The sequence below is a fragment of the Pantoea sp. PNA 03-3 genome (assembly GCF_003201175.1).
Taxonomy (GTDB): domain Bacteria; phylum Pseudomonadota; class Gammaproteobacteria; order Enterobacterales; family Enterobacteriaceae; genus Pantoea; species Pantoea stewartii.
In genome coordinates this window covers 1,027,654-1,052,868 of the sequence record NZ_QICO01000001.1, presented here as the reverse complement: position 1 = coordinate 1,052,868, position 25,215 = coordinate 1,027,654, and the positions used below count along the sequence as shown (strand labels likewise).

Below are 25,215 nucleotides of genomic sequence, written 5' to 3'. Positions count from 1 at the left end.
CCAACAACGTGAATAAATAATGCATCAAGATAAAGATCTCTCAACGTGGCAGACATTCCGTCGACTCTGGCCGATGATCGCACCCAACAAAGCTGGCTTAATTGTGGCGGCTACTGCCCTGATTATTAATGCCGCAGGCGATACGTTAATGCTCTCCCTGTTGAAGCCTTTGCTGGATGACGGCTTTGGTAAAGCGGACAGATCCGTGATGCTGTGGATGCCGTTGGCAGTCATCGGCTTGATGCTGGTTCGTGGCGTAAGCAGCTATATCTCCAGCTACTGCATCTCATGGGTGTCAGGCAATGTGGTGATGAATATGCGCCGTCGTCTGTTCAGCCATATGATGGGCATGCCGGTTGCGTTCTTCGATCAGCAGTCCACGGGTACGTTACTCTCTCGCATCACCTATGATTCGGAGCAGGTCGCCTCGTCGTCATCGGGGGCGCTGGTCACCGTGGTGCGTGAGGGCGCTTCGATAATTGGCCTGTTTATCATGATGTTTTATTACAGCTGGCAGCTGTCGTTGATTCTGATTGTTCTGGCTCCAATCGTATCCTTCGCGATTCGTACCGTATCAAAGCGCTTCCGCAACATCAGCAAATCGATGCAAAACACCATGGGACAGGTGACGACCAGTGCCGAGCAGATGCTGAAAGGGCACAAAGAAGTGCTGATTTTTGGTGGCCAGGACATTGAATCCGAGCGTTTTGCCAAGGTCAGTAACCGCATGCGTCAGCAGGGGATGAAGCTCGTTTCAGCCTCTTCAATCTCCGATCCGGTTATTCAGCTCATTGCTTCTCTGGCTCTGGCATTCGTTCTGTACGCCGCCAGTTTCCCCAGCGTGATGGATACGCTGACTGCGGGGACCATTACGGTGGTCTTCTCATCTATGATCGCTCTGATGCGCCCGCTGAAATCGCTGACAAACGTGAATGCGCAGTTTCAGCGTGGTATGGCGGCCTGTCAGACGCTGTTCTCCATTCTCGACAGTGAGCAGGAGAACGACACCGGTACGCGTGAAATCACGCGCGCAAAAGGTGATGTCGAATTCCGAGGTGTGACCTTCACCTATCCCGGCCGTGAAACACCTGCGTTGAAAAACATTAACCTGATGCTGCCTGCCGGAAAAACCGTTGCCTTAGTCGGGCGCTCCGGCTCAGGTAAATCGACTATCGCCAGTTTGCTGACGCGTTTTTATGATATTCAGCAGGGCGAGATTTTACTGGATGGCCATGACCTGCGTGAATACACCTTAGCGTCGTTGCGTAATCAGGTCGCACTTGTGTCGCAAAATGTGCATCTGTTCAACGATACCGTTGCCAATAACATTGCCTATGCGCGCAGTGAACAGTATAGCCGCGAGGAAATCGAAAAGGCGGCGACGATGGCACACGCGATGGACTTTATTAATAAAATGGACAAGGGGCTGGATACCGTCATCGGGGAAAATGGTGTGCTGCTATCAGGCGGTCAACGCCAGCGTATCGCCATCGCCCGCGCTCTGCTGCGTGACTGTCCTATCCTGATTCTCGATGAAGCCACCTCTGCGCTGGACACCGAGTCCGAGCGTGCTATCCAGTCTGCCCTGGATGAGCTGCAGAAAAACCGCACCTCACTGGTGATTGCGCATCGGCTTTCTACTATTGAAAAAGCGGATGAAATTGTGGTGGTGGAAGAGGGCAATATCATCGAACGCGGTACGCACGCCGACCTGCTGGCGGAAAAAGGTGCTTATGCTCAACTCCATAAAATGCAGTTCGGCCAATGATTGAGCGCATCTGGAGTGGTCGATCGCCATTATGGTTAGTCCTGTGGCCACTCAGTGTGCTTTATGGCGCCATTACGGCGCTGATCCGCCTCAGTTTCCGGCGTGGCTGGCGTAAAAGCTGGCGTGCGCCCTTGCCTGTTGTCGTGGTGGGGAATCTGACCGCGGGCGGGAATGGTAAAACACCCGTGGTCATCTGGCTGGTTGACGCCCTGCAGCAACGAGGATTACGGGTAGGTGTGATTTCCCGCGGCTACGGGGGGAAAGCAGACCGCTATCCGCTGCGTGTCACTGCGGAAACCGCCACCGATCAGGCGGGTGACGAGCCGGTGCTGATTGCGCAGCGCACAGCTGCACCCGTTGCAGTGGCACCGCGACGCCGTGAGGCGATTGAAGCCCTTCTGCAACATCATTCACTGGATCTCATCGTGACTGATGATGGCCTGCAACATTATGCGCTCCAGCGCGATCGGGAAATTGTGGTGGTGGATGGCGTGCGACGTTTTGGCAACGGCTGGTGGTTACCTGCCGGACCCATGCGGGAACGGGCATCCCGCATTAAGACGGTAGACGCGGTGATCGTTAACGGTGGTGAAGCGCAGCAGGGCGAAATTGCCATGCAACTGCAGGCGGGGATGGCAACCCATCTGCTCAGCGGTGAACAACGACCGCTCAACACGTTGCACGATGTCGTCGCCATGGCCGGCATTGGTCATCCGCCGCGCTTTTTTCATACCTTAAAACAGCACGGTCTGACGCCCGTTGCGGAGATCGCCTTTGCCGATCATCATGCTTACAGCGAAGAGGAACTGTCGCGTCTGGTCACGCCCGGCCAAACGCTGTTGATGACGGAGAAAGATGCCGTTAAATGCCGCGCATTCGCGCAATCCTCATGGTGGTATCTTCCCGTCGATGCCCATCTGCAGGCTGAGGCAGCGACGCTACTCTTAGACGATATACAACGCCTGTGTGGCACGTATTCACCACGAGAGCCGCACTAATTTCCACTGAGAAGGAAGAGAATGGGCACGCATTCACTTTCACGACAGCAGGCACGTAATATTCAGCTCGCGGCGCAGGGGTTATTGCGTCCGGTGAAACGTCGGGCACGTTTTCAGGATATTTCAGCCTGCATTAGCCGCATGTCGCTGTTGCAAATCGACACCATCAATGTGGTGGCCCGCAGTCCGTATCTTGTCTTATTCAGTCGCTTAGGCGACTACCCGCCCGTCTGGCTGGACGAGTCGCTGGCGCAGGGGGAGATTTTCGAATACTGGGCGCATGAAGCCTGTTTTATTCCCCGCGCAGATTACCGGTTACTGCGGCACCGCATGCTGTCGCCGGAGCGCCTGGGCTGGAAATACAGTGCAGACTGGGCAACGGAACATCAGCAGGAAATCGCTGATCTACTTATCTATATACGCGACAACGGGCCCGTCAGATCGGCTGATTTCGCCAGTGGTAAAAATCATAAGTCAGGATGGTGGGCATGGAAACCCCACAAGCGGCATCTCGAAAACCTGTTCAGTTCAGGGGAGCTAATGGTGTCGGCGCGCCATAATTTTCAGCGCGTCTATGATTTACGCTCACGTGTCATGCCTGACTGGCAGGATGCGCTGCATGCTATCAGTGAGGATGACGCTGTCCGCCTGATGTTAGTGAACAGCGCACGCAGCCTGGGCATTTTTCGCCGTGAGTGGCTGGCAGACTATTACCGGCTAAAGCGCGCGCCCGTTAAAGACTTTATCTTATGGGCACAGACGGCCGGCGAAATCATGCCGGTTGAGGTCGACGGCATGGGAGAGATGTGGCTGCATCGGGACGCTCAGGCCGCATTAGCCACGCCGTTGATCGCAACACATACCACGCTGTTATCCCCTTTCGATCCGCTGGTATGGGACAGGAAACGTGCGCTTGCGTTGTTTGACTTTGACTACCGCATTGAATGTTACACGCCTGCGGCCAAACGTAAATATGGCTATTTTGTCTTACCGGTGCTGCATCGGGGCCAACTCAAAGCCCGTCTGGATGCACGGATGGTGCGCTCAACAGCCTTGCTGGAAATTAACAACATCTGGCTGGAACCTGACGTCGCGGTAACCGTTTCCTTTCTCAATGACGTGCAACGTGCTATTGAACGCTTCGCCCGTTGGCAGGGGGCCGAAACGGTCTTGCTAAAGAATGCGCCTTCGGCGTTACTGACACACTGGCCAACGCGCTGGCAGCTTAACAATTCCTGATGCAGCGCGGGTGTGATTTACCCGCTCTCATCAGCGCTGTGATATGCTTTAGTCCTTACGCTCTCGGTCCGAGATGGAGGACATATGGATCACCGTTTACTCGAAATCGTTGCCTGCCCGGTTTGTAATGGCAAATTGTACTTTAACAAAGAACAGCAAGAGCTGATCTGCAAGCCCGACGCGCTGGCTTTCCCTGTGCGTGACGGTATTCCGGTACTGCTGGAAAACGAAGCCCGTACGTTATCGGTTGAAGAGATCCATCCATGAGTTTTATTGCCATCATTCCTGCGCGTTATGCTTCCACCCGTTTACCGGGTAAACCCCTGGTTGATATTCATGGCAAGCCAATGGTGGTGCATGTGATGGAGCGCGCCCGGGAATCGGGTGCCAGCCGTGTGATTGTCGCGACCGATCATCCTGAGGTGGCCCGCGCTGTCGAGGCTGCCGGTGGCGAGGTGTGTATGACACGCGCCGATCATCATTCCGGTACGGAACGTCTTGCAGAAGTGATTGAAAAATATCAGTTCGCGGATGACCAGATCATCGTCAATGTCCAGGGGGACGAACCCATGATCCCCGCTGATATCGTCCATCAGGTGGCGGCCAACCTGGCTCAGGCTGACGCCGGCATGGCGACGCTGGCGGTGCCGATTACGGATGCGGAAGAGGCGTTCAATCCCAACGCCGTCAAGGTGGTCATGGATGCCAGAGGCTACGCGTTGTATTTTTCACGCGCGACGATTCCCTGGGATCGTGAACGTTATGCGCAGTCCCGGGAACAGATCGGTGACACGCTGCTGCGCCATATCGGCATCTATGCTTATCGTGCCGGGTTTATTCGTCGCTATATCAGCTGGGAACCCTGTCCGCTTGAGCAGATCGAACTGCTGGAGCAGTTGCGCGTGCTGTGGTACGGCGAAAAGATCCACGTTGCGGTGGCAAAAACGATTCCGGGCGTTGGCGTGGATACGCCAGAGGATCTCACCCGGGTCCGCGCCGCGATGCTTCGCTGACCTGTTCCGCTTCTTGTGAGATGACCGTCTGCGCACGCGGCTGAGGCGCCGGGTTACGGTCGCACTCAGCCTGCGCCATGACGGATGTGCGCCTTTGCGTCTATCCATCAGAGGGTGAGGCGGATGAGAAGCGTTGCAATGCGCTCCCCAGCGTTTCGTAGATCGCGCGTTCGCTGTGACTCATCCACAGCGGGGAAGGATAAAAACGCTCCCACCAGTTAAGTGGCGAAGTAATCGCCAGCTGATTGGCGGGCGCTGCAATCGGCTTGAGGCCTGCCTGATTGAAAAACCGCATCGCGCGCGGCATATGATTAGCTGAGGTAACCAGCAGGAAAGGGTGGTGCCCGATGAGCGTGCTGACAGCCTGCGCCTCCTGTGCGGTATCTTTTGGCTGATCCAGCAGACGAATGTGCGATGAAGGTACGCCCAGGCTTTCGGCAACCTGTGCGGCGACCCAGGCATTACTTTTGGGATTTTGCCCTGCCGCAGCACCGGTAAAGACCAGGGTAGCATCCGGATGGCGCTGCCACTGACGCACACCTTCTGTCACGCGAGGCAAACTGTTGTTCAGCAGGTTCGAGCTGGGCGCCCAGGCCGGGTTATAGGTATAGCCGCCCCCTAACACCACGATGTAATCGACTTTTTCAGTCCCATTCCACGTCGGGTAATGCGATTCGACGGGCAACAGTAAGCGATCGGCGACCGGCTGTAGGCTTATCAGTAATAACATCAGCCAACTCACTGAGATAAAGATTTTACCGCTTTTCTGCCAGCGGCTGAACCAAAGCAGCAAAATGCCGACAGCCATCAAAAGAAGCAGAAAAGGCAGGGGCAGTAACAGGTTGCCAAATGCCTTTTTCAGCATAAAAAACATGTAAAATCCCTCTTGTTGTCCGAAAAAACAGCAGCCAGAGCAGAAGAAGAGCATGAAAGCTTCATTCTTACGGCACCTGTGACAAAATAGCATACGTTTTACCGCAGCATACCGGAGTCCATGCCATGCAGGATCGTAACTTTGACGATCTCGCGGATAAATTTTCGCAAAATATTTACGGCACCACCAAAGGCCGGGTGCGTCAGGCAATCGTCTGGGATGAGCTTGAAGCCTTGCTTCCCAGCCTGACGTCCTCGTCTCCCTCACTGAACGTGCTGGATGCGGGCGGTGGCATTGGGCAAATTTCCAGTGGACTGGCCGCGCGGGGCCATCAGATTCTGCTGTGCGACCTCTCAGGTGAAATGTTGCGGCGTGCCCAGGAAAATGCGGATGCGCTGGGTGTGAGCCATAACATGCAATTCAAACAAATTAGCGCGCAGCAGGTCGGTGAACATTTGGATAAGCCGGTGGATCTGGTATTGTTTCACGCTGTACTTGAATGGGTCGCTGAACCGGAAACCGTGCTGAAAGCCCTGTTTGATACATTGCGGCCGGGAGGCGTGCTGTCATTGATGTTTTATAACCTGCATGGGTTAACATTACGCACCCTGACGCTGGGCAATTTTGGTTACCTTCGTACCAACTTAACCAAGCGTAAGAAGCGCACGCTGTCACCGGACTTTCCGCGCGATCCTGACGATGTGTCACGCTGGTTACAGGCCTGCGGTTTCCAGATTGAACAGCGTGCCGGGATTCGGGTGTTCAGCGACTATATGAAGCCGCCTAAAGGCGAGCCAAAAAGCGACGACGAAATCATTGAGATGGAGCGGCGTTTTTGCCGTCAGGAACCCTTTTTAAGCTTAGGGCGTTACATCCACGTGACCGCGCGCAAACCCGGGCAGAAGGACGAATTATGAGTGAATTTTCCCAGACGGTACCGGAGCTGGTATCCTGGGCGCGCAAGAACGACTTCTCCCTTGCGCTGCCCGTTGAACGTCTGGCTTTTTTGCTGGCCATCGCCACGCTGAATGGCGAGCGCATGGACGGAGAAATGAGTGAAGGTGACCTGGTCGATGCGTTTCGTCATGTCAGCAAAGCGTTTGAACAAACCAGCGAAACCGTACTGGTGCGGGCCAACAACGCCATCAATGATATGGTGCGTCAGCGCCTGTTGAACCGTTTCACCAGTGAATTAACTGAAGGCAATGCAATTTATCGTCTGACGCCGCTGGCCATCGGCATCACGGATTACTATATCCGCCAGCGCGAGTTCTCCACGCTGCGGCTTTCCATGCAGCTTTCCATCGTTGCCGCTGAACTTAAGCGTGCCGCCGACGCGGCGCAGGAGAATGGCGATGAATTTCACTGGCATCGTAACGTATTCGCGCCGCTGAAATACTCCGTAGCCGAAATCTTCGACAGCATTGATATGACGCAACGCCTGATGGATGAGCAGCAGCAGGCGGTGAAAGCGGATATTGCGGAGCTACTGAATAAAGACTGGCGCGCCGCGATTTCAAGCTGTGAAATGTTACTGTCGGAAACTTCCGGTACGCTGCGTGAATTGCAGGATACGCTGGAAGCGGCTGGTGACAAACTCCAGGAAAATCTGCTGCGTATTCAGGATGCGACGCTGGACAGCCCGGATTTGGGCTTCGTCGATAAACTGGTGTTCGATCTGCAAAGTAAACTCGACCGCATCACCAGTTGGGGACAGCAGGCCATTGACCTGTGGATTGGTTATGACCGCCACGTGCATAAATTTATCCGCACCGCTATCGACATGGACAAAAACCGTGTTTTTGCCCAGCGCCTGCGCGTATCCGTACAGAACTATTTTGACTCACCCTGGGCGCTGACTTATGCCAATGCCGAACGTCTTTACGATATGCGTGACGATGAGCTGACGCTGCGTAATGACGAAGTGATGGGCGAATTACCTGCTGAACTGGAGTTCGAAGAATTTAATGAAATTCGCGAGCAGCTGGCGGCCATGATCGAAGAAGCCTTAACGATTTATAAAACGCAGCAAAAACCGCTTAACCTCGCCGCCGTCATGCGCGACTATCTGGCCCAGTACCCGCGCGCGCGTCACTTCGACCTTGCGCGCATTGTCGTGGACCAGGCGGTGCGATTAGGTGTAGCGGAAGCCGATTTAGCCGGTTTGCCTGTGGAATGGCAAGCCATTAATGATTACGGAGCCAAGGTGCAGGCACATGTCATCGACAAATATTGAACAAGTGATGCCGGTTAAGCTGGCACAGGCACTGGCAAATCCGATTTTTCCGGCGCTGGACAGCCAGTTACGTGCCGGTCGCCATATTGGCATTGAAGAGCTGGATAACCACGCTTTTCTGATGGATTACCAGCAGTATCTGGAAGAGTTTTACACGCGCTACAACGTTGAGCTGATTCGTGCTCCAGAGGGCTTTTTCTATCTGCGTCCACGCTCAACCACGCTGATTCCCCGTTCCGTGCTTTCCGAACTGGACATGATGGTCGGGAAAATCCTCTGCTATCTGTATCTCAGCCCGGAACGCCTGGCGAATGAAGGCATTTTCACGCAACAGGAACTCTATGATGAACTGCTGTCCCTGGCGGACGAAAGCAAGCTGCTGAAGCTGGTTAACCAGCGTTCAACCGGGTCGGATCTCGATCGGGCTAAGTTACAGGAAAAAATGCGTGCGTCCTTAAGCCGCCTGCGCCGTCTGGGCATGGTGTGGTTTTTTGGCAACGACAGCAGCAAGTTTCGTATTACCGAGTCTGTCTTCCGCTTTGGTGCCGATGTCCGTAGCGGTGATGATGCGCGTGAAGCGCAACTGCGCCTGATCCGCGATGGCGAAGCGATGTTGCTGGACAACACGACGGCAGCCACAGAGGCTGATGACAGTGAAGAGAATGACAGCGATGCGGGTGATATCGCGGAGGAAGAGCAGGCATGATTGAACGCGGCAAATTTCGTTCGCTAACCCTGATCAACTGGAACGGGTTTTTTGCCCGAACCTTTGATCTGGATGAACTGGTCACCACGCTGTCGGGCGGGAACGGGGCAGGTAAGTCCACCACAATGGCAGCCTTTGTCACGGCGCTGATTCCTGACTTAACCCTGCTGCATTTCCGTAACACCACCGAAGCGGGCGCAACCTCAGGCTCACGCGATAAAGGCCTGCACGGTAAACTGCGGGCAGGCGTCTGCTACGCGATGCTGGACGTAGTGAACTCACGCCATCAACGTGTGGTGGTCGGGGTCCGGTTACAGCAGGTGGCAGGACGTGACAAAAAGGTTGATATCAAGCCCTTTAGTATCCATGGCCTGCCCACGGATACGCTGCCCACAGACATGCTCACGGAAATTCTGAACAGCCGTCAGGCGCGCGTGTTACCGCTTAATGAGGTCAAAGAACGCGTCGAGGCGCTGGAAGGTGTCCAGTATCGGCAGTACAGCTCGGTAACGGACTATCACGCGATGATGTTTGATCTGGGGATTGTGCCGCGTCGTCTGCGTACCGCCAGCGACCGCAGTAAGTTTTATCGCCTGATTGAAGCCTCTCTGTACGGCGGTATCTCCAGCGCCATCACCCGTTCTCTGCGCGATTATCTGTTGCCTGAAAACAGTGGCGTGCGTAAAGCGTTCCAGGACATGGAAGCTGCGCTGCGCGAGAACCGTATGACGCTGGAAGCGATCCGCGTAACCCAGTCTGATCGCGATCTGTTTAAGCACCTGATTTCTGAAGCCACCAGCTATGTATCGGCCGACTATATGCGTCATGCCAATGAACGACGCATCCACCTGGATAGCGCACTACAGCTGCGCAATGAACTGTTCACCAGCCGCAAGCAGCTGGCGTCGGAGCAGTATCGCCACGTGGAAATGGCACGAGAGCTGGCTGAACACAGCGGGGCAGAGAACGATCTTGAAATCGATTATCAGGCGGCCAGCGATCACCTGAATCTGGTGCAGACGGCAATGCGCCAGCAGGAAAAAATTACCCGTTATGACAGTGATATCGAGGATCTGACACTTCGCCTGGAAGAACAGAGTGAAGTCGTGGCCGAAGCGCGTGAAATCCAGGAAGAAAATGAAGCCCGTGCTGAAGCGGCCGAACTGGAAGTGGATGAGCTGAAAAGTCAGCTGGCCGATTTTCAGCAGGCGCTGGACGTGCAGCAAACCCGTGCCATTCAGTATCAGCAGGCGTTACAGGCTCTGGAACGTGCGCGTTCGCTGTGTGAATTGCCTGAGCTGAACATTGACAACGCGGCGGAATGGCAGGCCAGCTTCCAGGCCAAAGAAGAAGAAGCAACCGGGCAGTTGTTGCGCCTGGAGCAGAAACTGAGTGTGGCCGAAGCGGCGCACAGTCAGTTTGAACAGGCCTTATCGCTGGTGACCAGCATTGCCGGTGAGGTCAGCCGTAAAGAGGCCTGGCAAGTCGGGCGCGATCTCCTGCGTGATGCCAGCAATCAGCGTCACCACGCCGATCAGCTTGCTTCACTGCGCCTGCGTCTGAGCGAACTTGAACAGCGCCTGCGCGAGCAGCAGGAGGCAGAACGTCTGCTGGCGGAATTCTGCAAGCGTCAGGGGCAGCAATATGAGCCTGATGCGCTGGAAGGATTGCAGCGTGAACTGGAAGCCCAAATCGAGCAGCTGAACAGCAGCGTTGCCGATGCGGGCGAACAGCGTATGTTGATGCGTCAGGAGCTGGAACAGCTCCGTCAGCGCATCGCGACGTTGACCGCGCGTGCGCCGCACTGGCTGGCTGCGCAAGAAATCCTGACGCAGCTCAGCGAGCAAACCGGTCAGGCGTTGACCAGCAGCCAGGACGTTACGGAATACATGCAGCAGTTGCTGGAGCGGGAACGTGAAACCACTGTTGAACGTGATGAAGTGGCCGCAAGGAAACGTGAAATTGAGCAGCAGATTGAGCGCTTGAGCCAGCCGGGCGGTGCGGAAGATCCGCGACTGAACCAGCTGGCCGAACGCTTTGGCGGTGTGCTGCTGTCTGAAATTTATGACGATGTCACGCTCGACGATGCGCCTTACTTCTCCGCCCTGTACGGCCCGTCACGTCACGCCATTGTGGTGCCCGATCTTTCGCTGGTGCGTGAGCAACTGGATGGCCTGGAAGAGTGCCCGGAAGATCTCTATTTGATCGAGGGCGATCCGCAATCTTTTGATGACAGCGTGTTCAGCGTCGACGAGTTACAAAATGCCGTCGTGGTCAAGGTGGCCGAGCGCCAGTGGCGCTATTCCCGCTTCCCTAAAATCCCGCTTTTCGGCCGGGCGGCACGCGAAAACCAGCTGGAGTTGCTCAATAACGAACGCGATCGTCTGGCGGAACGGTATGCCACCCTGTCGTTTGACGTTCAAAAGACGCAGCGGCTTCATCAGTCATTCAGCCGTTTTATCGGTAGCCATCTGGCGGTCGCCTTTGATGACGATCCCGAAGCGCAGATTCGTCAGCTTGGCGCCCGTCGGGGTGAGCTGGAACGTGCGCTCAACCAGCATGAAAGCAACAATCAGCAGCAACGTCAGCAGTTTGACCTGGCCAAAGAGGGCGTTGCGCAGCTTAACCGCCTGTTGCCGCGCGTGAATCTGTTACTGGACGACACGCTGGCAGACCGTTGTGAAGAGATCCGTGAGCAGGTGGAAGACGCGCAGGAAGCCGCACGCTTCCTCCATCAGCATGGGGCAAAGCTGGCCAAACTTGAACCGATGCTGGCGGTGCTGCAGAGCGATCCGGAACAGCACGATCAGTTGCAGGCAGATTACCAGCATGCACAGCAGCAGCAGCAGCGCGCGCGTCAGCAGGCTTTTGCGCTGACCGAGGTGGTACAGCGTCGCGCCCACTTCAGCTATGACGACTCGGCCAGTATGCTCGGTGGCAACACCGATCTGAGTGATAAGCTGCGCCAGCGTCTGGAGCAGGCGGAAGCGGAGCGCAGCCGCTGCCGTGAGCGCCTGCGCGCCCATCAGTCGCAGCTGACCCAGTATTCTCAGGTGCTGGCATCGCTGAAAAGCGCTTATGACGCCAAACGCGACATGCTGAAAGAGTTGCAGCAGGAGATGCAGGATATCGGTGTGCAGGCCGATGCCAGCGCGGAAGAACGCGCCCGTATCCGCCGTGACGAGCTTTATACCGCGCTTAGTCACAATCGTGCCCGTCGTAACCAGCTGGAGAAACAGCTCACCTTCTGCGAAGCCGAAATGGACAATCTGCAGAAGAAGCTGCGCCAGCTTGAGCGCAACTATCATCAGATCCGCGAACAGGTGGTCAGTGCCAAAGCAGGCTGGTGCATGGTGCTGCGTCTGGTGAAGGACAATGGCGTGGAGCGGCGTCTGCATCGTCGGGAGCTGGCTTACCTGAGTGCGGATGAGCTGCGTTCAATGTCGGATAAGGCACTCGGTGCGCTGCGCCTGGCGGTGGCGGATAACGAACACCTGCGCGATGTGCTGCGCCTGTCGGAAGATCCCAAACGGCCAGAGCGTAAAATTCAGTTCTTTATCGCCGTGTATCAGCATCTGCGCGAACGTATCCGTCAGGACATTATCCGTACCGACGATCCGGTTGAAGCCATCGAACAGATGGAAATCGAGCTGAACCGTCTGACGGAAGAGCTGACTGCCCGCGAGCAAACGCTGGCCATCAGTTCACGCAGCGTGGCGAACATTATTCGCAAAACGATTCAGCGTGAACAGAACCGTATTCGCCAGCTGAACCAGGGGTTACAGACCGTCAGCTTTGGACAGGTACGCAGCGTGCGGCTCAACGTGAACGTGCGGGAAACACACGCGATGCTGCTCGATACCTTGTCCGAAGAGCATGAACAGCATCAGGATCTGTTTAACAGCAACCGACTGACCTTCTCGGAAGCGCTGGCAAAACTGTATCAACGCCTCAATCCACAGATCGATATGGGACAGCGCACGCCACAGACAATTGGTGAAGAACTGCTGGATTACCGTAACTACCTGGAGATGGAAGTCGAGGTGAATCGTGGCTCCGATGGCTGGCTGCGTGCAGAAAGTGGTGCGCTCTCTACCGGTGAAGCGATTGGTACCGGTATGTCGATCCTGGTCATGGTCGTGCAGAGCTGGGAAGAGGAATCACGCCGTCTGCGTGGGAAAGATATCTCACCCTGCCGCTTGCTGTTCCTGGATGAAGCCGCCCGTCTGGATGCGCGTTCAATCGCCACGCTGTTTGAACTCTGTGAGCGCCTGGAGATGCAACTGGTCATCGCTGCACCTGAGAACATCAGTCCTGAGAAGGGCACGACCTACAAACTGATGCGTAAGGTGTTTAACAACACCGAACACGTTCATGTCGTGGGATTACGGGGTTTCGCCGCCGATCCGCTGCCTGCCAAACGCGGCAGTGAAGCCGATTCGGCCAGTGAAACGACGACATAATATTCGTGCGGCAAGGATAGTCAAAAACAGCGCCATTGGTTAATCTGGTAACGGCATTTGTCGCAGGAGGCAAATGCCGTTTTTGTTTGTATACTCAGTCATATGAGTAACAGCCCGATTGCAGCTTTTTCCTCTCAGGCTGCGCGGTAGATTAATGAAGGGGGCAGGGATGTTACTGAATAAAGGCTTAACAATTCATCAGGTTAGTTCATGGCTGGTGCTGGCACTTGCCCTGAGTCCGTGCGTGCCGTCCCAGGCGGCTATCATCGCGGCCATGCCCGGTGTCCATTCGACTCAGGCCACCACCTCTGTTTCTGCCAGTCAGCAAAAAATTCGCCAGGCGTTTGCCAGTGACAGTCAGCCTTTTTACGGTGCTTCACTGGCCGCCCTGTATGCCGCGCGAAATATGCAACCGATCTGGCAGGATCATGACGCCGTGCAGAAGTTTCAGCAGCAGCTGGCTGAGGTAGCGTTATCCGGCGTCCAGCCACAATTTACCCGGTGGGTGGAGCGTCTGACCGATCCATCCATTACCGGATTCGCCCGCGATGTGACACTGTCCGATGCCATGCTGGGTTATCTGCAATTTGTCTCGTCGGTTCCTGCACAGGGAGAAACGTGGCTCTACAGTACGGTGCCCTATAAGTTGGCGGTGCCGTCGGTGTCCGTCATTAATGCCTGGCAGAACGCCGTGAATGCGGGGCGGGCAGCGGCCTTTGTGAATTCGCTGGAACCGCAACATCCGCAGTATCCCTTAATGCACAAAGCGTTAATAAACCTGCTTAACGATAAACAGCCGTGGCCGCAAATCAAAAATCGCGACACGGTAAGGCCCGGTCAGGTCAGTGATGATGTACCGGCACTGCGGGAAATCCTGCGGCGCAGCGGTATGTTAAGTGCACAGACGACGGCACCTGCACCGAATGACGATGCGGTTCCTACTGCGCCAGTTACGGTCAGCCACAGTGAACCTGTCGCGGTCAGCCCGTCTGCCGTTGCCGTGAACGCTATTCCGCCGCCACCGCCAGGCGCGCCGGACAACGTACAAGTGGCACCTACGGCGACAAGTGGCGTCAATGTCTATGACGATAATCTGGTCGCAGCGGTAAAACGCTTTCAACAGTGGCAGGGGCTGGACACGGATGGAGCCATTGGTCCGCGTACACGTGAATGGCTGAATGTGTCACCTCAGCAACGTGCCGCCCTGCTGGCGCTGAACATTCAACGCCTGCGTTTGCTGCCGGATGATATGCACAACGGCATTATGGTCAACATTCCCAATTACTCGTTGAATTATTACAACAACGGCACCCGGGTGCTGACATCGCGGGTGATTGTGGGCCGGCCAGACCGTAAAACGCCACTGATGCGCAGCGCGCTCAACAACGTGGTGCTGAATCCGCCCTGGAATGTGCCTACCACGCTGGTGCGCCAGGACATCATTCCAAAAGTGAAACAGGACCCGACGTACCTGTATAAGCACGGATATACCCTGCTGTCGGGCTGGAGTGCGGATGCGGAGGTGATCGATCCCACCATGATCGACTGGAGCATGGTGTCTGCCTCGTCGTTCCCGTACCGAATTCGTCAGGCGCCGGGGCAGACCAATTCACTGGGCCGTTTCAAATTTAATATGCCCAGTTCAGATGCTATCTATTTGCACGACACGCCCAATCATAATCTGTTCCAGCGTGATATTCGCGCACTCAGCTCGGGCTGCGTGCGGGTCAACAAAGCGTCAGAACTGGCGGGCATTCTGCTGCAGGATGTAGGCTGGAATGATGCCCGTATCTCAGGGACGTTAAAACAGGGTGATACGCGCTATGTGCCTATTCGCCATCGGATACCGGTTAACCTGTATTATTTAACCGCCTGGGTCGCGGATGATGGTAAAACGCAGTTTCGTACAGATATTTACAATTATGATAATACTGCCCGTTCCGGGAGTCTGGTGCTGAGTCGCGCGCAGCAGTTGCTCCTCTAACGGTTGATTTTTAACCGTAAGTGCGCATTGCGCACGGGAAGATGACCTGAGAAAGGCGGTGTCTCCGATGAGGCGCCGTCTTCCAAACTTGCCAGACATGGGTTGACGTGCTACCGCGAGAAAGTTATGGTTCCGCCAGTGCGTTTTTTGCACGTGTCATTGGCTCTGTTCTCAGGTAAAACGCTTCATGTCTACAATTGATTCTGTCCGTCGCAAACTGTTGTTTTGCGGAAGTGCCGCTGCGGGACTGGCTTTGTTGCCGACGTCAGCGATGGCTTCACTCTCTACGTCACGACCGCGCGTCTTAACGCTGAATAACCTTCACACGGGTGAAACCCTCAAAACAGAATTCTTCAACGGTAAAAGTTACGACAAGAGCGAGTTATCGCGTCTTAACCATTTTTTCCGTGACTACCGCGCCAATAAAATCAAAAGTATCGATCCCCACCTTTTCGATCAGCTCTACCGCCTCCAGGCGCTGCTGGAAACGCGTAAGCCCGTTCAGCTGATCTCGGGCTACCGCACTCTGGCCACCAATAATATGCTGCGCGAATCTGGTCCTGGTGTCGCCAAACACAGCTACCACACCAAAGGTCAGGCGATGGATTTCCATATTGAGGGGATTAGTCTGGCGAATGTCCGGAAAGCCGCGTTAAAAATGCGGGCGGGTGGTGTAGGATATTACCCCAGCAGCAACTTTGTACATATTGATACCGGTCCGGTCAGGCACTGGTCGTAACGTCGGCAACGCTGCGGGTGCCGACCATGGAGCGTTATGAATTATCACATTATCCCCGTTACCGCCTTCGCGCAGAACTGTTCGGTTATCTGGTGCGACACCACACGTGAATCTGCGATTGTGGATCCGGGTGGTGACGCCGATACAATCAGGCAAACGCTGGAACAGCTTGATTTAACGCCTGGCCAGATCCTGCTGACGCATGGTCATCTTGATCATGTCGGGGCCGCGGCGGAACTGGCGGCCTGCTGGAACATACCACTGGTAGGCCCGCACAAACAGGATGCGTTCTGGCTTGAGGCATTGCCCACGCAGAGCCAGATGTTTGGACTTGAGTACTGCGCGCCGCTTACGCCCGATCGCTGGCTGGAAGAGGGGGACACTGTTCAGGTTGGTCAGGTTAATCTTGAGGTTCTGCACTGTCCCGGTCATACGCCAGGCCATATCGTGTTTTTTGACCGACAGGGGCGTTTACTGGTTTCCGGTGATGTGATCTTTAACGGTGGTGTAGGACGCACCGACTTTCCGCAGGGTAACCATCAGCATCTGATTGATGCCATCAAAAACAAAGTGTTGCCGCTGGGAGATGATGTGACGTTTTTGCCCGGTCACGGTCCGCTATCCACTTTAGGTCGTGAACGTCTGACGAATCCTTTTCTGCAATAAAAAATGGGCCAGTCAGGCCCATTTTTTTTCATAAGGACAGGATTACAGCACGGCGACAATCGCTTCACACAGGGCAGACATATTATCGGGCGTCATCCCGGCCACGTTCACCCGGCCTGAGTTCACCGCATATACGCCAAACTCTTCACGCAGACGAATGACCTGATCTTTGGTCAGCCCGCTGAACGAGAACATACCGTTCTGCTTAATGATAAAGCTGAAATCCTGCTGCGCCCCTTTTTCCGCCAGCGTATTCACAAACAGCTGACGCATGCGCTGGATACGCTGACGCATATCGGACAACTCCTGCTGCCAGATGGTACGGAGCGCGTCATTTCCCAGGATGGTTGCCACCACTGCCGCACCGTGTGACGGTGGGTTAGAGTAGTTCGCGCGAATCGTGTACTTCACCTGACTGAAGGCAGTATCGGCCGTGGCTGCATCGCTCGCCACCAGCGTAATCGCACCCACGCGTTCATTATACAGACCAAAGTTTTTGGAATAGGAACTGGCCACAATCAGCTCCTGATGGCTGGCCGCAAACAGGCGCAGACCTGCTGCATCTTCTTCCAGCCCACGGGCAAAGCCCTGATAGGCGAAGTCAAACAGCGGCAACCAGCCATTGGCTTTGGAAAGCGCAGCCAGCTGTTGCCACTGCTCTGCTGTCGGATCGATACCGGTTGGGTTATGGCAGCAGCCGTGGAACAGCACCACATCACCGGCTTTAACCTCTTTCAGCGAGGCCAGCATGCTGTCAAAGTCCAGCGTATGGTTGACCGCATCATAATACGAGTATTCACACACCTCGAGACCCGCGGCGTTAAACACGTTTTTATGGTTCGGCCAGCTCGGGTTGCTGACCCATACGCGCTTCACCGACGTCTGCGTGGCCAGAAAATCCGCAGCGACACGCAGTGCACCTGTCCCGCCTGGCGTCTGCGCGGAACGTACGCGGCCCGCCGAAATCAGGGCGTTGCCTTCACCAAATAACAATTCCTGAGTGCAGTGTGCGAAATCCGGCAGACCGTCAATGCTCAGGTAATTTTTGCTGGTCTCGTTTTCCAGCAGATATTGCTCTGCTTTTTTAACGCTGGTGAGCACCGGGGTTTTCCCGGTTTCATCTTTATAAACGCCAATACCGAGATTAATTTTATTCGGGCGGTCATCGGCACGAAACAGATCGGCCAGGCCAAGGATAGGATCGGCAGGTGCAGCAGAGATCGATTCAAACATGAGTCGGGTCCAGTAGCGTGAACTTTAGCAAATGAAGCATCAGGTTAACGTCAGCACGGCGAAATGCCAACCGTTTGCGATAAAATTCATTGTCCGGTCGGCAGAATTACCGGTACTTATAGGGAGAAGGGGGCCACGTATCGGCTGCGCTGAATAAAGGCAATAAAAAACGGAGCCGAAGCTCCGTTTTTTGTACTGCATCAACAAACTTAGAACTGGTAAACCACACCCAGGCCGACTACGTCGTCGTTAGGAATGCCCAGTGGGTTGTTTTTGTCCAGCTGGTTGATTTTATAATCAACGTAGGTGGCCATGTTTTTGTTGAAGTAGTAGGTTGCGCCCACATCGAAGTATTTGTAGATATCCGCATCGCCGATACCTTCAATGTCTTTGCCTTTAGACTGAACGTAAGCCAGTGAAGGACGCAGACCGAAGTCAAACTGGTACTGTGCAACCAGCTCGATTTCTTGAGTTTTGTTAGCGAATGCATCACCGCTAAATGTCTGGCCGTTTACGTTGAACACACCGCTGATTGGTGTAGAGTTGCGGGTTTCACCGTACATCGCTGCCAGGTATACATTGTTAGCGTCATATTTCAGCGCAGTTGCCCAGTTTTCTGCATGCTTACCAGCACCAACGCCAGCGCCACGAGCGGTTACTGCGTTGTTGTTACTTACGGAACCGTCAGACTGGGTATTGGTACGATCGCTGCTGCTATAGGCACCTACGATACCCACGCCGATCGGAGAGGTGTACGAGGTTGAAATACCGTAGCCGTCGCCATTAGCACGACGAGGATCGGTACGATCGTTTTTGCCTTGATACTGAAGCGCAAAATTCCAGCCATCTACCAGACCAAAGAAATTGGTGTTGCGGTAGGTCAGCAGACCGCCGTTACGACCGTTCATGAAATTATCTGTGTAGCCTGAGTCGCCACCAAATACTGGCAGCATATCGGTCCAGCCGATTGCATCATAAACCACACCGTAATTACGGCCGTAGTCGATTGAGCCGGCATCGCCGAATTTCAGACCCGCAAAGCCCAGACGGGTTTTGTTACCGCTCTGCGCGTCAGAACCTTCAGAGTTATTACCCTGGATGTTGTATTCCCACTGACCGTAACCAGTCATCTGGTCATTGATCTTGGTTTCGCCTTTGAAGCCGAAGCGAATATAAGTCTGATCGCCGTCATCACCTGAGTTATCAGAGAACTGGTGACGTGCATCCACTTTACCGTACAGGTCCAGCTTATTGCCGTCTTTGTTATAAACTTCTGCTGCATTGGCTGCGCCAGCGGCGAGCAGAGCAGGGATAACCACTGCCAGAATGTTGCGCTTCATCATTATTTATTACCCTCATTGGAGTTATTTGGACACCTGCCACTGCCGTCAAGAAATCTTTACATGAACCTTGAAAGAAGTTTGGTGTCTCCTGTGTCTGCACGCATCTTTCCATCCCCCATCGGGTAATTCTACTGCGAAAATGCTACAAAAGTCGTAATCTTGTTTCAAAGATAAAAAATGTATTTCTAAATGTAAAAATAACGGAACTTTGTGAGTCATATCAAAATTTACAAAAATAAAAAAAGGCCGGCGAAGCCGACCTCTTTATATATATGAATTTCTTATATTAAATGCTGAAAATCAGAAGCTCGCATTACGTGGCGTACGTGGGAATGGAATAACATCTCTTACATTTTGTACGCCTGTGACATAGGCGATTAAACGTTCGAAACCTAATCCGAATCCGGAATGGGGAACGGTGCCATAGCGACGCAGATCACGATACCACCAGTAATCCTCTTTTTTCAGCCCCATCTCTTCCAGACGCGCATCCAGTACATCCAGACGCTCTTCACGCTGTGAACCGCCGATAATTTCACCAATGCCAGGCGCTAACACATCCATCGCGGCCACGGTTTTACCGTCTTCGTTAAGGCGCATGTAGAACGCTTTGATGTCTTTCGGGTAGTTTTTCACAACGACAGGCGCTTTGAAGTGTTTCTCCGCCAGGTAACGCTCATGCTCAGAAGACAAATCAATGCCCCAGGAGACAGGGTTCTCAAACGTCTGGCCGCAGTTCATCAGAATCTCGACGGCATCGGTATAGTCGACCTGCGCAAAGTCTGTGGTGACGAAGCGCTCCAGACGAGCAATGGCGTCGTTATCAACCCGCTCGGCAAAGAACGCCATGTCGTCTGCACGTTCTTCCAGGACGGCTTTAAACACATACTTCAGCATGGCTTCCGCCAGATCGGCCGCATCATCCAGGGAGGCGAAGGCTATTTCCGGCTCCAGCATCCAGAATTCCGCGAGATGACGGCTGGTGTTGGAGTTTTCGGCCCGGAAGGTGGGGCCGAAGGTATAAATTTTTGACAGCGCACTGGCGTAGGTTTCGCCGTTGAGCTGGCCGGATACCGTCAGGAAAGCTTCCTTACCAAAGAAGTCTTCTGAAAAGTCGACTTTGCCCTGATCGTCACGCGGCAGGTTTTCCAGATCCAGCGTTGATACGCGGAACATTTCACCCGCACCTTCGGTATCGGAAGCGGTAATCAGCGGCGTAGAAACCCAGAAATAGCCGTTCTCATGGAAGAAACGGTGCAGCGCCTGCGCCAGCGTGTGACGAACACGGGCTACGGCACCAATCAGGTTCGTGCGTGGACGCAGGTGGGCCACTTCACGCAAATACTCAATGCTGTGACGTTTGGCCGCCATAGGATAGCTGTCGGGATCTTCCACCCAGCCTACCACCTCCAGCTTTGTCGCCTGGATTTCAAACGCCTGCCCCTGGCCCGGAGATGCCACAACGGTACCCGTGACAATGACGGAGCAGCCGGTAGTCAGGCGCAGCACTTCGTCCTGGTAATTATTCAGAGAATTATTGACGACGGCCTGAACGGGATTAAAGCAGGAGCCGTCATACACGGCGATAAAGGACAGACCGGCTTTTGAATCTCTTCGGGTACGTACCCAACCACGTACGGTGACTTCACTGTCAACCGCGACGCGACCGTGCAGTACATCCGCTACAGGCACTACGCTCATAAATATCTCTCTATATAGAAGAAGTGTGTGAATGAATTCCCCAGACTGGGGTGTTGCTATGTTACTTGCGAGTCAACAGGAAACAAGCAAAATTCAGGGGGAAGGGCAGATTTATTGCCAGGAAAGCGGGGCGCAGCGCGCCCCAGTCACATAGCGCTTAGCTGGCTTTTTTTACCAGTGGCAGGTCAAAGGCTTTTCTCAAGGCTCTGACGAAGGCTTTATCCTGACAAATGGTTTTGCCCGGACTGTCTGACAGCTTGGCAACTGGCTTCCCGTTACACTGCACCAGCTTAATGACAATATTGAGTGGCGTCACGCCGGGAATATCGCAGGTCAGTCGGGTGCCAATGCCAAACACCACGTGAGTACGCTGACCAAAGTGGCGATAGAGCGCCAGCGCTTTATCCAGATTCAGGTTGTCGGAGAACACCAGGGTTTTACTCTGTGGATCTATGCCCAGTTGCTGATAATGCGCCAGGGCTTTTTCACCCCATTCAACCGGGTCGCCCGAATCATGGCGTAAACCCTGGTAACGGCGGGCGAAGACCGGGCCGAAGTCGCGCAGGAAGGCGTCCATAGCGATGCAGTCCGTTAACGCAATACCCAGTTTGTCATCATATTCATCCAGCCAGGCCTGTAACGCGGCCCGCTGGCTGTTCGCCAGCACCGGACTGATTTGCTGAAAAGCCTGAAACCATTCGTGCGCCTGCGTGCCGACAGGCGTCAGTTCAAGACGGCGGGCCAGATCATAGTTGCTGGTGCCCATCAGCCAGGGGAAGTCCTGCTTCAGCGTACTGACAATGGCTTCCTGCACCGACCGGGAATAGCGGCGACGGGTACCAAAATCCATCAACCGAAAACGTGACATATCGGTATCCGCAATTTGCGTTTTAAACGTCGCCAGTTTCTGGTGCAGAAAGTCCACGGCCTGCTGACTGCCGGTGTGTGGTGTACGATGGCGATGCACCACTTCGCTGATCAAGGCCAACAGGGGAACTTCCCACATGATGACCTCACGCCAGGGCCCCTGAATTCGGATAGCCAGCTTGCCGTTGTGATTTTGCACGTCGACCTGCTGGGGGTCATAGCGAAAATTGCGCAGCCAGTTAAGGTAGTCGTCAGCAAAGAAGGGGAGGTCAGATAACCAGGCATATTCGGCGTCGGTCAGCGCCAGCGTCTGCATGGCATTGATCGCTGCACGGATTTCGTCAGCATAAAAACCCAGTAACTCATCGCTGCGGCAGCGAAACTCCGCCGCTACCGTAACATCATAGTAGCGATGGAAGACGGCTTGCTGCATATGAAGCTTATACGCGTCAGTATCCAGCAGCGAAGTCAGTATCGGGGAAGCATGTCCTGTCATGGCGCGTTTCGGCATCCTGTTCGGTGGCGCAGAGCCCGGTGTATTAAACGTCACAAAGACGCAAAAGTATAAATCACTAACAGACGGCGATCACAGCATATTTCAGGATAGCGAGTCGAGGCCGAATTGTGTCATTGTTAAGAAAGTGTAGCCATTTTGCCCACGACATGCATTACGCATGGCAAGCTTAACGCATCAGGCTTAGACTTTGACGGGTAAACTATTCATTGCGAGACGAAATATGACGCAGCAGCCAAAAATAAAATATCGCCACGATTACCGGGCTCCCGATTATACCATCACCGATATTGATTTAACCTTTGAACTGGATGAGTCGACTACGCGCGTCACGGCCATCAGTCAGGTTAAACGCCAGGGTGATAACGGGGCTGAATTGCGTCTGGACGGTGAAGATCTGACCCTGATCTCGCTGGAAGTTAATGGCCAGGCCTGGACGGCTTATAAAGAGGAAGAAGGCGCACTGGTACTCAGCCAGTTGCCAGACAGTTTCACGCTGAAAATCGTGAATGACATTCATCCTGACCGCAACAGCGCGCTTGAAGGATTGTACAAGTCCGGTGAGGCACTTTGTACGCAATGTGAAGCCGAAGGCTTCCGTCATATTACCTGGTATCTGGATCGGCCGGATGTGCTGGCGCGTTTCACGACCACCATCATTGCCGATGGCAACCGCTATCCTTTCCTGTTGTCGAACGGCAACCGTATCGACAGTGGTCATGACGAGCAGGGACGTCACTGGGTGAAATGGCAGGATCCGTTCCCGAAGCCCTGCTATCTGTTTGCGCTGGTGGCAGGTGATTTTGACGTGCTGCGCGACAGCTTTACCACGCGTTCGGGGCGTGATGTCGCACTGGAGATCTTTGTTGACAGAGGCAATCTGGACCGCGCCGACTGGGCAATGACCTCGCTGAAAAACAGCATGAAGTGGGATGAAGAGCGCTTTGGCCTGGAGTATGACCTCGACATCTTTATGATTGTCGCGGTGGACTTCTTTAATATGGGCGCGATGGAGAATAAAGGGCTTAACATCTTTAACTCCAAATATGTGCTGGCAAAAGCCGAAACCGCAACCGATAAGGATTACCTGGGGATTGAGGCCGTGATAGGCCATGAATATTTCCACAACTGGACCGGCAACCGCGTCACCTGTCGTGACTGGTTCCAGTTGAGCCTCAAAGAGGGCCTGACCGTCTTCCGCGATCAGGAGTTCAGTTCAGACCTGGGATCGCGCGCCGTTAATCGTATCGATAATGTCCGTATCATGCGCGGCGCGCAGTTTGCTGAGGATGCCAGTCCGATGGCGCACCCGATCCGGCCGGATCAGGTGATCGAAATGAATAATTTCTACACCTTAACCGTGTATGAAAAAGGATCGGAAGTGATCCGCATGATGCATACCTTGCTGGGAGAGGAGAACTTTCAGAAAGGGATGCAACTGTACTTCAAACGGCATGACGGCAGCGCCGCCACCTGCGATGATTTTGTTCAGGCGATGGAAGACGCGTCTGGCGTTGATCTGTCTCAGTTCCGCCGCTGGTACAGCCAGTCAGGTACACCAACCGTCACGGTACGCGACGACTACAATCCGGAACTGGAGCAGTACACGTTGCACGTTACGCAACATACGCCACCGACAGCCGATCAGAAAGAAAAGCTGCCGCTACACATCCCGCTGGATATCGAACTGTATGACGGCCAGGGCAAGGTGATTCCGTTGCAGCGCGATGGCCATCCTGTGCATCACGTCCTGAACGTGACGGAAGAGTTCCAGACGTTTACGTTTGATAACGTCTATTTCCAGCCGGTGCCGTCACTGCTGCGTGAATTCTCCGCGCCTGTGAAACTTGATTACAAGTGGAGCGATGCCCAGCTCACCTTCCTGATGCGCCATGCCAGTAACGATTTTTCCCGCTGGGATGCGGCGCAAAGTCTGCTGGCAACCTATTTACGTCTCAATGTTGCGCGTCATCAGCAGGGGCAGCATTTGTCACTGCCGCTGCACGTTGCCGATGCTTTCCGCACCGTGTTGCTTGACGCAGACAGCGACCCGGCATTGACGGCGCTGATTTTGACGTTGCCGAGTGAGAACGAAATTGCCGAGCTGTTTGAGATTATCGATCCGCAGGCCATTGCGCTGGTGCGCGAAGCGTTGGTCCGTACGCTGGCGCGTGAACTGGCGGATGAATTCTTTGCCGTGTATAACGCCAATCAGCAGGCGGACTATCACGTTGATCATGCGGAAACAGGCAAACGGTCACTGAAAAACATCTGCCTGTATTATCTGGCGTTTGGTGACATGGATCTGGCCGATAAACTGGTTCAGGCACAGTATCAGCGCGCGAATAATATGACCGATTCCCTGGCGGCACTCTCGGCCGCCGTGGCGGCGCAGTTGCCGTGCCGTGACGCTTTACTGGCTGACTATGACGATCGCTGGCATCGCGATGGCCTGGTGATGGACAAATGGTTTATGTTGCAGGCCACCAGCCCGGCGCAGAATGCGTTACTTAACGTGCGCCGGTTGCTGTCGCACCGTTCGTTCAGCATGGGGAACCCCAACCGTATTCGTTCATTGATCGGTGCCTTCGCATCGGGGAACCCCTCGGCCTTCCATGCCGAAGATGGCAGCGGCTATCGCTTCCTGGTCGAGATGTTGACGGATTTAAATACCCGAAATCCGCAGGTTGCGTCGCGCATGATTGAGCCATTGATTCGTCTGAAACGTTACGATACTCGCCGTCAGGCGCTGATGCGCCAGGCGCTGGAGCAGCTACAGGGTCTGGAGAAACTGTCGGGCGATCTGTACGAGAAAATCACCAAGGCGCTTAACGCCTGATAAAAAACGGCGGGCCATGGCCCGCCGTTTCA

Annotated in this window: 18 protein-coding genes; 13 read left to right on the top strand and 5 right to left on the bottom strand. The window is 54.4% G+C overall.

Annotated features, from left to right (window positions below; all coding sequences use genetic code 11):
* The first annotated feature begins 19 nt into the window (after positions 1–19).
* The 5 genes from msbA (at position 20) to kdsB (ending at position 5,018) form a co-directional block, all read left to right on the top strand.
* Positions 20–1,768: a lipid A ABC transporter ATP-binding protein/permease MsbA gene (gene msbA, locus C7433_RS04905; RefSeq protein ID WP_033737638.1), complete on the top strand. Its 1,749-nt coding sequence runs from the start codon at positions 20–22 to the stop codon at positions 1,766–1,768.
* Complete coding sequence (gene lpxK, locus C7433_RS04900) at positions 1,765–2,766, top strand: tetraacyldisaccharide 4'-kinase (RefSeq protein WP_110267720.1); 1,002 nt, start codon at positions 1,765–1,767, stop codon at positions 2,764–2,766. Before msbA ends, lpxK begins: the two co-directional genes overlap by 4 nt.
* Before the next feature lie 21 nt (positions 2,767–2,787).
* The gene (locus C7433_RS04895; RefSeq protein ID WP_110267719.1) at positions 2,788–4,005 is read left to right on the top strand and encodes a winged helix-turn-helix domain-containing protein; all 1,218 of its coding nucleotides are present in this window, start codon (positions 2,788–2,790) and stop codon (positions 4,003–4,005) included.
* 84 nt (positions 4,006–4,089) lie between these two features.
* Positions 4,090–4,272, top strand: a complete 183-nt coding sequence (locus C7433_RS04890; RefSeq protein WP_006118631.1) for a Trm112 family protein — start codon at positions 4,090–4,092, stop codon at positions 4,270–4,272.
* The gene (gene kdsB, locus C7433_RS04885; RefSeq protein WP_110267718.1) at positions 4,269–5,018 is read left to right on the top strand and encodes a 3-deoxy-manno-octulosonate cytidylyltransferase; all 750 of its coding nucleotides are present in this window, start codon (positions 4,269–4,271) and stop codon (positions 5,016–5,018) included. Before C7433_RS04890 ends, kdsB begins: the two co-directional genes overlap by 4 nt.
* A gap of 100 nt (positions 5,019–5,118) precedes the next feature.
* Here the strand turns inward: kdsB and elyC are convergent, their stop codons facing one another.
* The gene (elyC, locus tag C7433_RS04880) at positions 5,119–5,892 is read right to left on the bottom strand and encodes an envelope biogenesis factor ElyC (protein WP_054634226.1); all 774 of its coding nucleotides are present in this window, start codon (positions 5,890–5,892) and stop codon (positions 5,119–5,121) included.
* A gap of 125 nt (positions 5,893–6,017) precedes the next feature.
* Here elyC and cmoM point away from each other — a divergent pair, with 125 nt between their 5' ends.
* The 7 genes from cmoM (at position 6,018) to C7433_RS04845 (ending at position 16,686) form a co-directional block, all read left to right on the top strand.
* Positions 6,018–6,809, top strand: a complete 792-nt coding sequence (cmoM, locus tag C7433_RS04875; protein ID WP_110267717.1) for a tRNA uridine 5-oxyacetic acid(34) methyltransferase CmoM — start codon at positions 6,018–6,020, stop codon at positions 6,807–6,809.
* The gene (mukF, locus tag C7433_RS04870; protein ID WP_033737632.1) at positions 6,806–8,128 is read left to right on the top strand and encodes a chromosome partition protein MukF; all 1,323 of its coding nucleotides are present in this window, start codon (positions 6,806–6,808) and stop codon (positions 8,126–8,128) included. The genes cmoM and mukF overlap by 4 nt, the downstream gene beginning before the upstream one ends.
* Entirely contained in the window at positions 8,109–8,834 is a 726-nt protein-coding gene (gene mukE, locus C7433_RS04865) for a chromosome partition protein MukE (protein WP_006118636.1), read from the top strand. Before mukF ends, mukE begins: the two co-directional genes overlap by 20 nt.
* Positions 8,831–13,297, top strand: coding sequence for a chromosome partition protein MukB (gene mukB / locus C7433_RS04860; RefSeq protein ID WP_006118637.1), 4,467 nt, complete (start codon positions 8,831–8,833; stop codon positions 13,295–13,297). Before mukE ends, mukB begins: the two co-directional genes overlap by 4 nt.
* A gap of 169 nt (positions 13,298–13,466) precedes the next feature.
* On the top strand, positions 13,467–15,281 hold the full coding sequence (ldtD, locus tag C7433_RS04855) for a L,D-transpeptidase (RefSeq protein WP_110267716.1): 1,815 nt from the start codon (positions 13,467–13,469) through the stop codon (positions 15,279–15,281).
* A gap of 187 nt (positions 15,282–15,468) precedes the next feature.
* Positions 15,469–16,020, top strand: a complete 552-nt coding sequence (locus C7433_RS04850) for a YcbK family protein (protein WP_033737630.1) — start codon at positions 15,469–15,471, stop codon at positions 16,018–16,020.
* A gap of 36 nt (positions 16,021–16,056) precedes the next feature.
* The gene (locus C7433_RS04845) at positions 16,057–16,686 is read left to right on the top strand and encodes an MBL fold metallo-hydrolase (protein WP_033737629.1); all 630 of its coding nucleotides are present in this window, start codon (positions 16,057–16,059) and stop codon (positions 16,684–16,686) included.
* Positions 16,687–16,728: 42 nt separating this feature from the next.
* Here C7433_RS04845 and C7433_RS04840 read toward each other — a convergent pair whose 3' ends face one another.
* From C7433_RS04840 to pncB, 4 genes are all read right to left on the bottom strand, one after another.
* Positions 16,729–17,919: an amino acid aminotransferase gene (locus C7433_RS04840; RefSeq protein ID WP_110267715.1), complete on the bottom strand. Its 1,191-nt coding sequence runs from the start codon at positions 17,917–17,919 to the stop codon at positions 16,729–16,731.
* A 209-nt stretch (positions 17,920–18,128) separates the two neighbouring features.
* Entirely contained in the window at positions 18,129–19,262 is a 1,134-nt protein-coding gene (gene ompF, locus C7433_RS04835) for a porin OmpF (RefSeq protein ID WP_058701020.1), read from the bottom strand.
* Between the two features lie 300 nt (positions 19,263–19,562).
* Positions 19,563–20,963 (bottom strand): asparagine--tRNA ligase, encoded by a 1,401-nt coding sequence (gene asnS, locus C7433_RS04830; protein ID WP_039341285.1) that lies wholly within the window; start codon positions 20,961–20,963, stop codon positions 19,563–19,565.
* Positions 20,964–21,120: 157 nt separating this feature from the next.
* Positions 21,121–22,326 carry a nicotinate phosphoribosyltransferase gene (pncB, locus tag C7433_RS04825; RefSeq protein ID WP_006118645.1) on the bottom strand — a complete coding sequence of 402 codons (1,206 nt, stop codon included), beginning with the start codon at positions 22,324–22,326 and terminating at the stop codon, positions 21,121–21,123.
* 241 nt (positions 22,327–22,567) lie between these two features.
* Here pncB and pepN point away from each other — a divergent pair, with 241 nt between their 5' ends.
* Positions 22,568–25,183: an aminopeptidase N gene (gene pepN / locus C7433_RS04820; protein ID WP_039341279.1), complete on the top strand. Its 2,616-nt coding sequence runs from the start codon at positions 22,568–22,570 to the stop codon at positions 25,181–25,183.
* Positions 25,184–25,215 lie beyond the last annotated feature (32 nt).

Coding starts and splice junctions, on each gene's coding strand:
- msbA (WP_033737638.1), top strand. CDS start 20: ATGCATCAAGATAAAGATCTCTCAACGTGGCAGACATTCCGTCGACTC.
- ldtD (WP_110267716.1), top strand. CDS start 13,467: ATGTTACTGAATAAAGGCTTAACAATTCATCAGGTTAGTTCATGGCTG.
- mukE (WP_006118636.1), top strand. CDS start 8,109: ATGTCATCGACAAATATTGAACAAGTGATGCCGGTTAAGCTGGCACAG.
- kdsB (WP_110267718.1), top strand. CDS start 4,269: ATGAGTTTTATTGCCATCATTCCTGCGCGTTATGCTTCCACCCGTTTA.
- C7433_RS04895 (WP_110267719.1), top strand. CDS start 2,788: ATGGGCACGCATTCACTTTCACGACAGCAGGCACGTAATATTCAGCTC.
- C7433_RS04850 (WP_033737630.1), top strand. CDS start 15,469: ATGTCTACAATTGATTCTGTCCGTCGCAAACTGTTGTTTTGCGGAAGT.
- mukF (WP_033737632.1), top strand. CDS start 6,806: ATGAGTGAATTTTCCCAGACGGTACCGGAGCTGGTATCCTGGGCGCGC.
- asnS (WP_039341285.1), bottom strand. CDS start 20,963: ATGAGCGTAGTGCCTGTAGCGGATGTACTGCACGGTCGCGTCGCGGTT.
- ompF (WP_058701020.1), bottom strand. CDS start 19,262: ATGATGAAGCGCAACATTCTGGCAGTGGTTATCCCTGCTCTGCTCGCC.
- C7433_RS04845 (WP_033737629.1), top strand. CDS start 16,057: ATGAATTATCACATTATCCCCGTTACCGCCTTCGCGCAGAACTGTTCG.
- pncB (WP_006118645.1), bottom strand. CDS start 22,326: ATGACAGGACATGCTTCCCCGATACTGACTTCGCTGCTGGATACTGAC.
- elyC (WP_054634226.1), bottom strand. CDS start 5,892: ATGTTTTTTATGCTGAAAAAGGCATTTGGCAACCTGTTACTGCCCCTG.
- cmoM (WP_110267717.1), top strand. CDS start 6,018: ATGCAGGATCGTAACTTTGACGATCTCGCGGATAAATTTTCGCAAAAT.
- mukB (WP_006118637.1), top strand. CDS start 8,831: ATGATTGAACGCGGCAAATTTCGTTCGCTAACCCTGATCAACTGGAAC.
- C7433_RS04840 (WP_110267715.1), bottom strand. CDS start 17,919: ATGTTTGAATCGATCTCTGCTGCACCTGCCGATCCTATCCTTGGCCTG.
- C7433_RS04890 (WP_006118631.1), top strand. CDS start 4,090: ATGGATCACCGTTTACTCGAAATCGTTGCCTGCCCGGTTTGTAATGGC.
- lpxK (WP_110267720.1), top strand. CDS start 1,765: ATGATTGAGCGCATCTGGAGTGGTCGATCGCCATTATGGTTAGTCCTG.
- pepN (WP_039341279.1), top strand. CDS start 22,568: ATGACGCAGCAGCCAAAAATAAAATATCGCCACGATTACCGGGCTCCC.